Source organism: Spirochaetota bacterium (assembly GCA_026414805.1).
In the GTDB taxonomy this organism is placed as follows: Bacteria; Spirochaetota; UBA4802; order UBA4802; family UB4802; genus UBA4802.
Genome location: JAOAIH010000009.1, coordinates 1 through 12,805, shown reverse-complemented (window position 1 = coordinate 12,805; position 12,805 = coordinate 1). Strand labels below are relative to the sequence as shown.

The 12,805-nt window shown below is 33.2% G+C and carries 14 protein-coding genes; 11 read left to right on the top strand and 3 right to left on the bottom strand.

Annotated elements, in window-relative coordinates; translation table 11 throughout:
* Positions 1-194: 194 nt before the first annotated feature.
* A complete protein-coding gene (locus N3F66_03220) occupies positions 195-1,775 on the top strand; it encodes a SpoIIE family protein phosphatase (GenBank protein MCX8123156.1) in 1,581 nt (526 codons plus the stop codon).
* Here N3F66_03220 and N3F66_03215 read toward each other — a convergent pair.
* Positions 1,772-2,551 (bottom strand): hypothetical protein, encoded by a 780-nt coding sequence (locus tag N3F66_03215; GenBank protein ID MCX8123155.1) that lies wholly within the window; start codon positions 2,549-2,551, stop codon positions 1,772-1,774. The two genes, N3F66_03220 and N3F66_03215, sit on opposite strands and share 4 nt — an antisense overlap.
* Before the next feature lie 363 nt (positions 2,552-2,914).
* Between N3F66_03215 and N3F66_03210 the strand changes: the two genes are divergently transcribed.
* The 4 genes from N3F66_03210 to N3F66_03195 all read left to right on the top strand — a co-directional run bounded on the left by N3F66_03210 (position 2,915) and on the right by N3F66_03195 (position 5,926).
* Positions 2,915-3,796 carry an ATP-binding protein gene (locus tag N3F66_03210; protein ID MCX8123154.1) on the top strand — a complete coding sequence of 294 codons (882 nt, stop codon included), beginning with the start codon at positions 2,915-2,917 and terminating at the stop codon, positions 3,794-3,796.
* Positions 3,729-4,355, top strand: a complete 627-nt coding sequence (locus tag N3F66_03205) for an STAS-like domain-containing protein (GenBank protein MCX8123153.1) — start codon at positions 3,729-3,731, stop codon at positions 4,353-4,355. Before N3F66_03210 ends, N3F66_03205 begins: the two co-directional genes overlap by 68 nt.
* A gap of 92 nt (positions 4,356-4,447) precedes the next feature.
* Positions 4,448-4,912: a hypothetical protein gene (locus N3F66_03200; protein MCX8123152.1), complete on the top strand. Its 465-nt coding sequence runs from the start codon at positions 4,448-4,450 to the stop codon at positions 4,910-4,912.
* A complete protein-coding gene (locus N3F66_03195; protein MCX8123151.1) occupies positions 4,913-5,926 on the top strand; it encodes a hypothetical protein in 1,014 nt (337 codons plus the stop codon).
* Positions 5,927-5,932: 6 nt separating this feature from the next.
* On the opposite strand, the gene N3F66_03190 is transcribed toward N3F66_03195, so the two are convergent.
* Positions 5,933-6,175 (bottom strand): hypothetical protein, encoded by a 243-nt coding sequence (locus N3F66_03190; GenBank protein MCX8123150.1) that lies wholly within the window; start codon positions 6,173-6,175, stop codon positions 5,933-5,935.
* 478 nt (positions 6,176-6,653) lie between these two features.
* On the opposite strand from N3F66_03190, the gene N3F66_03185 reads away from it, so the two are divergent.
* From N3F66_03185 to N3F66_03175, 3 genes are read left to right on the top strand one after another with little or no spacing between them, the layout of a single operon-like run.
* Positions 6,654-7,262: a MotA/TolQ/ExbB proton channel family protein gene (locus N3F66_03185; GenBank protein MCX8123149.1), complete on the top strand. Its 609-nt coding sequence runs from the start codon at positions 6,654-6,656 to the stop codon at positions 7,260-7,262.
* The gene (locus tag N3F66_03180; GenBank protein ID MCX8123148.1) at positions 7,259-7,684 is read left to right on the top strand and encodes a biopolymer transporter ExbD; all 426 of its coding nucleotides are present in this window, start codon (positions 7,259-7,261) and stop codon (positions 7,682-7,684) included. The genes N3F66_03185 and N3F66_03180 overlap by 4 nt, the downstream gene beginning before the upstream one ends.
* Complete coding sequence (locus N3F66_03175) at positions 7,668-8,228, top strand: TonB family protein (GenBank protein MCX8123147.1); 561 nt, start codon at positions 7,668-7,670, stop codon at positions 8,226-8,228. Before N3F66_03180 ends, N3F66_03175 begins: the two co-directional genes overlap by 17 nt.
* Here the strand turns inward: N3F66_03175 and N3F66_03170 are convergent.
* On the bottom strand, positions 8,215-9,342 hold the full coding sequence (locus N3F66_03170) for a methyltransferase (GenBank protein MCX8123146.1): 1,128 nt from the start codon (positions 9,340-9,342) through the stop codon (positions 8,215-8,217). The genes N3F66_03175 and N3F66_03170 overlap by 14 nt on opposite strands.
* 481 nt (positions 9,343-9,823) lie before the next feature.
* On the opposite strand from N3F66_03170, the gene N3F66_03165 reads away from it, so the two are divergent.
* The 3 genes from N3F66_03165 to N3F66_03155 form a co-directional block, all read left to right on the top strand.
* Entirely contained in the window at positions 9,824-11,197 is a 1,374-nt protein-coding gene (locus tag N3F66_03165; protein MCX8123145.1) for a WG repeat-containing protein, read from the top strand.
* A 540-nt stretch (positions 11,198-11,737) separates the two neighbouring features.
* Positions 11,738-12,310 carry a hypothetical protein gene (locus N3F66_03160; GenBank protein MCX8123144.1) on the top strand — a complete coding sequence of 191 codons (573 nt, stop codon included), beginning with the start codon at positions 11,738-11,740 and terminating at the stop codon, positions 12,308-12,310.
* A 106-nt stretch (positions 12,311-12,416) separates the two neighbouring features.
* The coding region (locus tag N3F66_03155) for an Rrf2 family transcriptional regulator (GenBank protein MCX8123143.1) at positions 12,417-12,805 on the top strand (389 nt) is incomplete at its 3' end.

Below are 12,805 nucleotides of genomic sequence, written 5' to 3'. Positions count from 1 at the left end.
GCACAATTGTATGTAGGTATATGTACATCAAAGGGTAAATAATTTCAATAAAAGTTTTTAAGTGTTTGTCAGATAGTTCATATAAATAATGCACAGCTAAAAAGAAATGTTTTTGTTGCATTGATTTTAAAAAATGCACTTGAAAAAATTGTGCTGCTGGTCTATAAAAGAGTGTTTGGGAATATGAAGGTGATATGGAAGTTGAACAAATAAAAATTCTTGTTTTAGATGATGACATGTTTATAGGCAAAATGCTTGTCGCAATGCTGGCAGGCTATCACGTTAAGTGTACAACTTCGTTTAGTCAATTCCAACAAATAATAGAAGAATTTAATCCTGATATAGCAATAATTGATCTTCAGTTGCCGGATGCTTATGGCCTTGATGTGTGTAAATGGATACGAAGCCAGAGACAATACGACGATATTATACTGTATATTTTGACATCAACTGATGATGAGCAAACTCTTGTAAGGGCATACAGTATTGGCGTGATGGACTACATTATTAAGCCGTTTAACAAATTTATCCTTTTTTCAAAGTTGCGCCGTTGCGCCGTACTGATAGAAATGAAACGAAAACTGGAACGGTCAGTAGAACACCAGAAACATATTAAACAACGGTTAATCCAGCTCAATGAATATATCAGGCAATGTCTTAAACTTGATGATATCGATTCACTGGTAGCGATGCTCATGCACGTAAAAAATATAGTCCCCATAGATGGGATGGTTGTTGCAAGCCCGGTGAAAACAGGTACTTTTTCTTTGATACGATTAATACCCCATGAGTTGTTACAAGCGTTTATGCCGCAACTCAATAAATTAATATATGTGCAAGCTCAAAATTCTGTAATGTATTTTTCACGTCCGCATAGCAAAATATATGGTGTACGCGTATCGTTGCAACAATATGGCTTTGTTTTTTTAATACGAAATGAGCCTTTTAGCAGTGATGAAAAAAACATCATTGGATTGCTGGCAGAGATATTAAAAATAGTTATCAGCCGAACTGAGATACACCAATATGTGCGTAAGCAGAATAAAATGTATATTGATGAAATATCAAAAGTAAGGCAGATACAGGTTGCACAATTGCCTAAATTCAAGAATGTGAAGGGATATGAAATTGCATCAACGTTCTTGCCAGCGGAAGACATATCGGGTGATTTTTTTGATGGATTTACGATTGATGATGGGGTGCTTCAAATTATTCTGTGTGATGTATCAGGGCATGGGGTAGCCTCATCGTACATTGGTAATGCTATCAGAACACTTATACGTACATTTAGCCGTTATGAAAAATCTCCGGGGGAAATATTACAAAAAGTTAACCGGCAAATGGTGAGAGACGGCAAAGGTTTATATTATTTTGCAACAGCATTAATTTGCAGATTGTTGCCTGATGGGCATATAGTTTTTGCATCAGGTGGACATCCACCGTTATACTTATATAGAAAGAAAACGCATAGTATTGAAGAACTTCCCAATACAGGTGGATTGATTGGCGTATTTGATGATATGGTATACGGTGATTGCAGTATAACATTAGATAAGGATGATATGTTGTTGCTGTATACTGATGGCTTAACCGAATCAATAAATATGGAAACACGTACATTGTATGGGAATGATAAGCTGAAAGAACAAATTCTTTTATATGCACAGGAAAATCCTGTGGAGATCTTACACTCTTTATGCGGCAGCATGTATGAATTTACTGGATATGCACCACTGGAAGATGATGTTACACTGATATGTATAAAAAAAGTTTAATCTTTCCTGAAAGCCTGTAGCCTGAAATCTTCTATAATGCCCAAAATATGGCTGTGGATCTTTTTTACAGCAGATTGTGGTGTATCATTATGAAAGAGTGCGATTATTCTTTTGCGTTTTTCTTCATGAACATACAGCTTTGCAAATGATATGCACTGATTATTACTTACGGTGGGGGTTATAGTATCAAGCCATTGCAGTATTTTATGTAATACAAATGCACACTCTTTCAGGTATTCATTTTTGTCTTTCTCTATTTCTATGTATGTAATATGAGGTCGCTGTAATAGTGTAATGTGATCTTCTATTCGCCGCGAAAAACGGTTTGAGGAGTGTGCACATAAATACTGTAATTGCTGCTCAAATTCCCATAGTGCGGTACGATCATCCAGTATGATCCAAAGAACGGGGAAATAATATTCAAGTAACTCATTACATGCTCCATACATGTGCATTATCTCAAAATGAGCTTTGGGATGGAATTCAATCTTTGGGTATTTTTTTATTTTTGCAGTTAATTCTTGTATGAGAGCATCTACCTTTTTGCTGAAAGAGGTTTCCCTTTTTTTCTCATCATACCGTTTTCGTAATGTTTCAAAATGAGCAATTTCTGCTACAATAAAGGCTTCAAGATTGAATTTATTCCTCAAAGCAGTTTGTAAACGTTCTTCAAAAGCATCTTTATTGAACCAGTGTGGGCTATATTTAGACGCATATTCATCGTATTTATTACGTAGTTTTGTTATCAGGTTTTCAATTTCGTTTTCAGTTAGCATACCACTCTCTTTAATTAGGGCAATAACAGTATTTTGTCAATATACTATGAAAATATTTGTAATTGAAATTTGTTGCAGCATATTGCAAGGTAAGTAATACATACTAATTTAATAGTAAATGTACATAGTATAATATTTTATGATAGCATTGCAAGAATCATTTTATTCTGAACTGTAGGAATTATGTATTACCGGCAAATGCATTAGAGGCACACTTTTATTGTCACAAACCTTCTTTGTAAGTATCTATTGGGCTTTTTAATATCTGGATAAGGGTTGAAAAATTAATAATAAAATGTCGATTATAATAAATAAGGAACATATATGTCCTCATTTTATTAAATAATATCATAAGGATTTTCAGTGAGCATAATACAAATCCCAGATCAATGCAAAGACCCATTCAGCTTTGAAGGAGTCATTGCCCTGTATCAGCATATTGTAGGGAAGAATGTTAAAGGACTAGACCTATCGCAAGTAACATTTATTGATCCCTATTCATTGATATGCTTACTTCTTCTTGGACGAAATTACTTGCGACTGACAGGCAACCGATTGACGTTGTATCGTATACCAGCACAAATATTGCAGTATGCTGTACGAATGGATTTCTTTTCGCATAAAATATTTGATTGCAATGAAACTCTTGAAAAACAAAAGCAACTGAAGAGAAGTTTAGCTTCTTCACGGCTGCTTGAAGTTGTTGAGATCCCTGGAAAAGAAAAAGAAAGTGTCAGGGTTATTGGGAAAGTAATTGCTGCATTCAGGAAACGGGCTCTTATAATTTTAAAACATTGGTTTACATTGACTATGGTCGACTATCTTGTTACTGTTATTTCAGAACTATGCCAGAATATTTTTGAACACAGCCTTGACTCAGGATTCATTGCCATACAGAGTTACACTTATTTGAATGAACGCATATTCAGAATAGCTATTGCTGATTCAGGTATTGGAATCCCTGCCACATTTGAATATATGCCCGATATTAAAGCAATGCCACATGCAAGGCTTCTGGAATCTGTGCTGACTACTCCACTTTCTAGCAAACGCAGGTATGGATATGGACTGTGTCAGGTTAATGCCATTATGGAACAGCTTAAGGGTTCTATTTTTTTACGTTCAGAAAATGCATATATAAGCGTGTTGCATCACAGGCGTTCTGCAAAGGGGAGTTATGTCTTCCTTAAAGATGATTGCCCAACTTTCCCAGGGACGCAGATTTCCATCACACTTATTGGATGAAAGAATGGTTATTGAAATTAAAAAATTGGCAGCATCTGTAACAGTAACACGAAAAAGTACTGATCTTTTTACACGGTATGTTGGTAGGCTGTTGTTGCAGAAAATTTGCCAAAAGCTCACACATCTAGGGGAACATGAGGTTGTCATCCTTGATTTTAATGGGATACGATCAGTTGATGCTTCCTTTGTTGATGAATGTATAGTTCCATTAATAGAGCTATCGCATACACACGATACCCCATTTTATTGTAAATTAGTCAATATAACCGACAATGTTGAATATATTATTCATCAAGTAATTGGAATGGTGCAACAGAAAAGGCGGTATATTATAGTAACCGATAGATTATGTAAAAATGGCTGCCATGCATTAGGGGCTATTTCTGAAATAGAAAAAGATATTATTGAATATTGTGTGATAAACAAGCAGGCAACAGCTAGTGATATTGCATTATTTCTTCATATACCTGAAAGTGAAGCGTTTGGTTTGCTCATGAATTTATTTACAATACGTGCTGTAAGAAAGATAAACACAGATAGTGTATTTTATTCAATTTAGTAAAATACTTGATTAATATGCAACTTCAAATATAATTGAATTAAATGCAATGATGATGTATTTTTTTAATCAATAGATGTTCCTAATAAGCTATGAAGCAGATTATTAAAAAGAAAGAAAGCGAGGATGATTCGTTATTTGGGCTATTAGCTTCATATAAGAATCTATATAGTTATTTTCTTGTTCTTGAATTGCCTCAAGACCTCATTGTTATCATTATTGCCAAAAATCCTTCCTCGTTTGATGAATTAATAAAATCAAAATATCAACAATTTCAACCTGTGCGTAGAATTAAGATGGGAGTTTCACGGTTATTTATTAAGTACATTTCACCTGAATATATTATAAAATTTTATGGACCCTCACTAGGGCTTAAAATTCCTGAAAATAAAGTAACTGTTATTAATAATCTTGAAAATGGATATTTCATATTAGAGGTTCCTTATCAGTATAAAGAGCAGGTTATTCAATGTATTAAACGTATCATTACATTAACACCTCAAAAGAAATATGAAATCATTGAAAAAAGTCTAGCTGAACAAGAGGTTGAACTATAAATGCCAGATACTACACAGTATGATTCATTTAGCGATCAAACCCAGCTTATAAACAAAGCCTTAAAATACACGAATGGCAATCTGGAAAAAGCTCGCCAGATGGCTGCAGGGATTTTGCAGGATGTTGCTGTGATAAAAGGGAGGTTCAGGTCAACTAAAGTAGGAGCATTTTATGTATTCCTTAATGTTGAATACAGCTATATTATTAATATTAATGCATTTGTTACCTCATATACTGATATATATAATAAAATTCGTATTTTTGATGCATGGAAACAGTTTTACAATGTATTTGGTGATATTGTGAGTGATTTGGGTGGAGCTACTGAAGATTCATATAAGTTCACTAATCATTTGGCTGAGGCAATTGAAGGGTATGACGTATATGAACCAGCTAAGTTTGGAAACATACAGGTTGTGTCAGAATTGTTTAAAGAAATAATTGGGAAATATTTTAATCAAGATACAGAATGCCAAATTGAGATAGATAAAACAAGTTCTCTCACCTTAGAAATAGAAAACATACCTATGGAATTACCAGGAAAACAAGAAGAGAAGGAACAGGAGCTGAGTCAAGATGAGATAAAAATGCGTGAAGTGGAATCTCAAGTTGAATATGTTATCCCCGGATCAGTTATTGTTTCCCCTGTAAAGGGAAAATACATAAATGATATTAAACCCGGAGAAAAAATCTCAGTGATGTTGAGTGGAAAAGATCCTGTATCTGATAAAATTGCTCGTATGTTTAACGCAATAACAAGTGATGGGCAATATTTGCCAGTGCGAGCTAGGATAAAAGAAAAGATACCTCTTTCTACTGGAGGATATGCTATTTATGCAGTAGTTGCAAAAAATGTTCTTGTAAAAATAATAGAAGAAGAAAACGTAAAAATTGAAACAGATAAGCAAGAACAGAAAAAAGAAGATGGGAATGAGAATATATTATTTGTATATATTGCTCTCCTTTTGGGTTTAATAATCATTTCAGGTATAATTGTATTTGCCCTGTTATGATTTTTCCTATTGCATAGTAATATTGTATTTCTTCATCTTTGCTTTTAATGTGTTTCGTGCAATATCCAGAACACGACTTGTTTTCTGAAGATTCCAGTTTGTTAATTCAAGTGTATGAAGAATGTAGTCACGTTCAATGCCATCAATTACCTCCTGCAGTGTTTTATAATCAGGGGGAAGGTATGATGATTTTTTTCTTCCTTTACGGGTTGCATTTTTAATTATCATTTTTTCTTTTATGACTGCCATATCCAACTCCTTGATAAACCTAAAAAATGTCAGTAGACAGTAAAATTTCCTGCATTCAAATGCGGATAGTACGTCACACCATTCACATTGCTCCGTTACATATTCAATGTAAATCAACACTATAAATTTATTCAATACATTTTTTTATATTATTAAAAAAATATTTTTATTTGGATATAATTATTTTTAGAATACAGTTAATAGAAAATATTGTGCATAAATAATAATTTGTATAATAAATTCCAATTATAGAATATTTACAGTAGCAATGTGATAATGTTAAACGTGGAATAAAATATAGAGTTGTTTTGTGTAATCACACACAGAATATTGTATTATTAAAAACGTGCCAGTTAATAGATTGTATGTAGTGCCTAATCATAGAATGATGCTAAAATTTTACAGAAATTCATAAAAAAGTTGTCAATATAATGTTATGATATATGAATAGTAACATTAAAATTTAATGAGTGATGCTATGATGATACTATTTCAAAAAGGTGGCCCTGTAATGTGGCCAATTCTTATATGCTCAATATTGTCACTTGCCATTTTTATTGAACGTTTGATTGTTTTGATTAAGGCAAAGTCTTATATCTGGGGATCCATTATTCTTTTTAAACAGAAGTTTGCCTCAGGCAGCATGTCATTTAGCGATATTGAAGCTTGTTCAGGGTTGGTGCGCGATATGATACATGTACTGGATAAAAGTAAAAATTATTCAATAGATTATGAATTACATGAAGCTGAACATAAACTGGTACGGTTTGCTACTTTTTTTGTGCGCAATCTAGAAGAGCGTTTAAACTGGCTTGCAATTATTGGTAATATTGCCCCTCTTTTAGGGCTTTTAGGCACGGTTACAGGTATGATTAAAGTATTCATGGGTATTCAAAATATGCAGGGGCAGGTAAATCCTTCTGCGCTTGCTGGTGGTGTATGGGAAGCACTCATCACCACTGCTGCGGGATTAATTGTTGCAATCCCAACTATCATTGCGTATCATTATTTTGAAGACAGGATAGATGATATCACAGGGGCTTTAAAAGAATTAATAAGTGATATTTTAGAGGTCATCAAGCAATGAGTACTGAACGTCTCAATATAGATAGGCGTAAAAAAGTTGCAATTAACTTAAATATTGCACCATTGATAGATGTAGTATTTCAGCTGTTATTGTTTTTTGCACTAACCTCATATTTTGTAGCAAATCCTGGAATTGAAATAGCATTGCCAAAAGCAGAGTCTGCTGTTACGGTACAAAAAGACAATGTCATTATTTATATCACAGCAAATAAGGAAATTTTTTGTGGTGATTCTATTGTAGAGCTATCGCACCTTAAAACAAAACTTTTATCAATGCCTTCATCAAAAACTGTGATCGTAAAGGCTGATAAAACAGTTGAGCTTGGTTTTGTAGTTGGGGTGATAGATATTATAAAACAGACAGCTATTAATAATCTGATAATAGCTACAACAATGGAAAAAAACAATGACACTCAAAAGTAACACACTGGTGTATTACTCTCTGTGCATATCTGTAATTATTCATGGTGCATTTTTATGCATATCTTTTGGGAAAGATGCCATGATAGAACAGCCGCATAACTGCACGGTTACCGTCAAAACGCTTACTATACTTCCCCGTGTAGAAGATCCTTCTGATGCTACAAAACTCATGAACAATCCTGTGCAAAGATGTAATCAACAAGCACAAAGTGGTATTACATCGCAATATATGATTTCAAATGAAAACAACACTACAGTGAGCATGCAATATACTGATATGATTCGACAGCGCATTCAAGAGGCATTACTCTATCCAGCAACAGCCCGCAAAGATGGAATTGAAGGACAAGCTTATGTAAAATTTACCATTGAAAAAAATGGCAATGTTATGGGGGTTGTGCTGGTACAATCATCTGGCTCATTGCTGCTAGATACTGCTGCTATTAGTGCTATACACTCTGCAGCGCCATTTCCTCCAATACCGGATACCCTCAATAAAGAACGCATAACATTTATACAGGGCTTAACGTTTACCTTGAAGTGATTTTACAAAAAAGTCCTATTACTTCAGTGTGATGAGTAGCCGGGAACATATCAATCAAATATAATTTTTGTAAGCGATAGTTACTGGCAATAAAGCTTTTAGCGTCACGCGAAAATGTTACTGGATTACATGAAACATACACAATTATCACTGGATTGATGGCAACAATTGTCTTTCTGCCTCGTTTTGATATACCCTGTCGAGGAGGATCAAGTATAACACAATCATAATTAGATTTGAAAGGATGATAATTCTCTACTCCTATTGCATAAAATTTTACACTTACATTATTAAGTATGGCATTCTGTTTTGCAAAGTCAATGCTTACTATATTTGTATCAATGCCTTCCCCACTCATGGAATTTGTTTTAGCCACATAGATACTAAAAAATCCTACGCCGCATCCAATATCAAGGAATGAGGTATAATTTTTTGTAAGCTCTCCTACGATTTGTAACATTGTGGATCGTAAGTATCGGTTAGCCTGAAAGAAAGTGTCGATACTTCGTATGTAGGTGATACCGCATTCGGATTCGGTAATTGTTGCGGTAGGGTCAAAGCATACGTTGCCGGATGCATCAAGTGCACATTTAACTGGGTCGTAAGTCCAAGCAGTAGTACGGATAGTCCTGTTAATTTCATTGTGAAGGAGCAGGCATCCCTGTTGCGGTAACGGTTCAATACTATGTGAATCTTTTTTATAAAATCCAACATGTTTGCCATCAGTATGCACTGTTGCATGACTTCGATAATGGTATCGACTGTTATGAATGATTTCAATTTCCGGTATATTAGTATTTGGTATTGATCCAATATGGGTTAATGTATTGTGTAAAAGTTGCTTTTTGATAGTTAGTTCATGTTCATAAGGGATATGTAGATAGTCGCATCCTCCACAATGGGTAAATGCAGGACATTGTGGAAAAATACGATAGGGTGATGGCATTACAATATCGGTGATAGTTGCAAAGCAGTAATTTTTTGCTTGTTGTGTTATTGTTACAGCAACCACATCATCTATTGCACTGTAGGGAACAAATACAGCTTTGCCATCAAGAAAGCCAATCCCATATCCGTTATTTGCATAGCGTTGTATGGTTATTGTATGTGTCATTTCTGGTACTTGTCATAGTAAATATGTGCAACAATATTTCAAGGTAATAAATAAAGAAAACGATTTTATATAATTATAACTTAAAACAATTTTTTTAACAAATTCATTGATAAATATTTTGATTAATATTTAAATAAAGCAAAAAAATTGAAAACACATACATAGCTCACAGGCATATGAATAACGAGTATTGAAATGATACACAAAATATGTATTTACCAAAAAAAGAGTTAAGTTTTATGATAATATTTTTTATGGTAAAAAACTTTATATAGTGATGTGTATTTTTTGCTTGTAAAGATATGCCTATTACAATAGAAAGTGTGATGATCAGTAACAATATAAAAGTTAATCAACAAACAGTTACTCTCAATAAGCAGTTTTTTTAGATAAATATCCATGTGCTCTTTTGAAGCTATAGTTTATGTATTGGGTTTAATAATATAAATATAAATAAATATTTAAAGGTGAGGTTTGTTGTATGAAAGCATTGCTAAATGGTAAAACTTATTATGGTATTGTTGCTCTTAGCATTATTGCTTTTACATTAATAATATGCTCTTTTGCCTACACTGCGTCAAAAAATGACGTTCTCATCCCTTACCGTAAAGGGAACACATGGGGGTATTGTGATAAAAGCAAAAAGATAATCATACCATGTATGTATGACCAAACTCTCCCATTTGACAGTAAAACCGGGCTTGCACCGGTATGCAAAAATGATAAATGGGGATTTATAAATCTACAGGGCAAACAAGTTATAAAAATTAAATATGATAGCGTGTCCTATTTTTCTGATGGCCTGTCAACAGTTGAATTAAACGGAAAGTTAGGTTTAATTGATACCAGTGGCAAAGAGATTGTATCTTGCAAATATGATTTTATTGGCAAATTTTCTGAAGAGCTATCTCCAGTAAACAAAGGTGGTAGTTGGGAATTAGGATATATATCAGAATTTAAAGGAGGAGAGTGGGGTTTTATTAACAAGAAGGGTGCGGAGGTAATACCTGTCAGGTTTTCAGAAGTTTCAGATTTTAAAGAAGGAATGGCTCGAGTTAAAATATCGTTTGGATGGGGATATATTAATAAGGCTGGTAAGGTTGTCATTAAACCTGAATATCTGGAAGCTACTGATTTTAGTGAAGGAAGGGCAGCAGTAAAGAAAAGCGTTTCAAAAGATTCCTATACATATTTTCTGTGGGCTTTCATTGATAAAAATGGTACACAGATAACGCCATTTGAATACAGCAAGGTAAGCTATGTTAAAAATGGATTGGCAATTGTTGAAAAAAATTATAAATGGGGTGTTATTGACAGCAGTGGGAAGGAGATAATTCCCATTAGCTACAAAAATATATATTCAGATGACCATAAGGTATTTGAGCTAGTAACAGATCAAAAGATTCAGTATGTCGTCATTAAAGATGGTACTATACAAAGCCTTGATTTTGAAAATGTGAGGGGTTTTTCAGAGAATTATGCTGCATTCAAACTAAATAATCTGTGGGGTTTCATTGATGAAATGTTACAGGTTGTAATTCCACCAAAATATAGTTATGCATATAATTTTAACAACGGATATGCAATTGTAAAGTTACAAAATAAGTTTGGAATAGTAGATAAAAAAGGAAACGAGATTATACCTATACGTTATGATGATACTGAAAACTTTGTTGAAGGCATGGCAAAGGTCAAGTTAAATGGCCTGTGGGGTTTTGTCAACCTGGAGGGAAAGGAAATAGTTCCGCCAAAATACAAGAATGCAGAAAACTTTGCAAACGGAGTGGCACTGGTAAAAACTGATACAGCAGTTGGCTATATTGATAGCATTGGTACTGAGTATTGGGAAGATTGAGGGTAAAAAATATACTATTACTTTTTTACAGTTAAAGTTTGGCGATAGTAACTGTTCAAAAGCTAGACAGTATTTATATTCTTACAGCTGTAAAAAAGATATATCTTTAGCTTGAATTGGAAGATATATTAGGTAAAATTGATTCACTGTGTCCAGCTAGTATATTTACCAGATAATTCATCTTGATGATGTAATTGTGGGAACAACTTTTTATTTTCAATCATGATAATTGGTGCATAGTATAATCCTTAATAGCACGAATATGATATTGCTATCAAAAGATAGGTAACCTATAAAAAATTTTTTATATGTAATTGTCCCTTGCTACTAAAAAAGAAATATTTTTATGTGGATATTTTATAGCCTGATTGTGCTGTATATTTTATCTAAAAAATAAGAACATTGTAACAATTATTAGAACAATATACATTAAATGTATTTTTACTTTACTATTACGCTATTAATGATATAGTGGTGTTCAGCACTGGCAATAAGCAAATATGTTTGGTGTGGTAAATAATTGAGCAAGGTTTAAAAAGTATGGAAACACATTCATTGGATGAGGAAACATTTTGTATTGATCTAGCAAAATTCAATATATTTCTTTTGATAGTATATGGTTTCATCTTTTTTGTGAATGGATTTATTGTATATATATTTTTTTCTTTTTTTTATGATGATTTTATAAAGAAGACAATTTCAATGTGGTTTATAATACCTTTAATTATAATTCTCATAGGGTTTATTATTATAGTTATTGTAGGAATTGTAATATTGAAACTTGTTCGTAATCCAATTCAAAGTATTATTATTGAAGGAAAAACCATACGGTTAATTACAAAAAATAAGAGGAGTGAATATTATATACAACCAGAGTATATAAAATCCATACAGATAACGTATAGCTCCGGTCCGCGTTACTCAACAACTTCATTTACTTTTTTTATTGATAACAGTGTATTTAATAATTCTTATATAAAGGAAAGTTTTAGTTTTACTAACTATCATTTGGGCGATGTGGCAAATGGGAATCGCACAACACAGCTAATACAATTTTTGACTAGGCAATATCCTGAAATTGTTACGCTTAACAATATTACGTGGATTAGATAGTTGTATAAAAAAGATTTAAAAAAATAAAAAAAATGTTGACAATTTTTTATGGAGTAAAATACTACCAAAAAGGTCTTATTAGTAGCATATAATAAGGGTTTATTTTATGCGTTTATCAACAAGAAGCAGATATGGTGTACGAATGATGTTTGAGTTTGCTCTTAAATTCAACCAGGGTCCGGTGTTTTTAAAAGAGGTATCCATAATGCAAGGAATATCATTCAAGTATTTGAGCAAATTGGTAATACCTTTAAAATCAGCGGGTCTATTGCAATCGGTTCGAGGTGCCAATGGTGGATATATGCTGGCAAAACACCCCTCTGAAATTACCATCAGAATGATTGTGGAAACTTTAGAAGGGGATGTTTCACTTGTTGAATGTGCTGAAAATCCGCAAGTGTGCAAACGCAATGCAGATTGTGTAGCCCGTACAATATGGAAAAAAGCTGATGAAGCTATTATGAATGTACTAGATGGCATCACCTTACAAGATAT

Coding starts and splice junctions, on each gene's coding strand:
- N3F66_03220 (MCX8123156.1), top strand. CDS start 195: ATGGAAGTTGAACAAATAAAAATTCTTGTTTTAGATGATGACATGTTT.
- N3F66_03215 (MCX8123155.1), bottom strand. CDS start 2,551: ATGCTAACTGAAAACGAAATTGAAAACCTGATAACAAAACTACGTAAT.
- N3F66_03205 (MCX8123153.1), top strand. CDS start 3,729: ATGTCTTCCTTAAAGATGATTGCCCAACTTTCCCAGGGACGCAGATTT.
- N3F66_03200 (MCX8123152.1), top strand. CDS start 4,448: ATGAAGCAGATTATTAAAAAGAAAGAAAGCGAGGATGATTCGTTATTT.
- N3F66_03195 (MCX8123151.1), top strand. CDS start 4,913: ATGCCAGATACTACACAGTATGATTCATTTAGCGATCAAACCCAGCTT.
- N3F66_03190 (MCX8123150.1), bottom strand. CDS start 6,175: ATGGCAGTCATAAAAGAAAAAATGATAATTAAAAATGCAACCCGTAAA.
- N3F66_03185 (MCX8123149.1), top strand. CDS start 6,654: ATGATGATACTATTTCAAAAAGGTGGCCCTGTAATGTGGCCAATTCTT.
- N3F66_03180 (MCX8123148.1), top strand. CDS start 7,259: ATGAGTACTGAACGTCTCAATATAGATAGGCGTAAAAAAGTTGCAATT.
- N3F66_03175 (MCX8123147.1), top strand. CDS start 7,668: ATGACACTCAAAAGTAACACACTGGTGTATTACTCTCTGTGCATATCT.
- N3F66_03170 (MCX8123146.1), bottom strand. CDS start 9,342: ATGACACATACAATAACCATACAACGCTATGCAAATAACGGATATGGG.
- N3F66_03165 (MCX8123145.1), top strand. CDS start 9,824: ATGAAAGCATTGCTAAATGGTAAAACTTATTATGGTATTGTTGCTCTT.
- N3F66_03160 (MCX8123144.1), top strand. CDS start 11,738: ATGGAAACACATTCATTGGATGAGGAAACATTTTGTATTGATCTAGCA.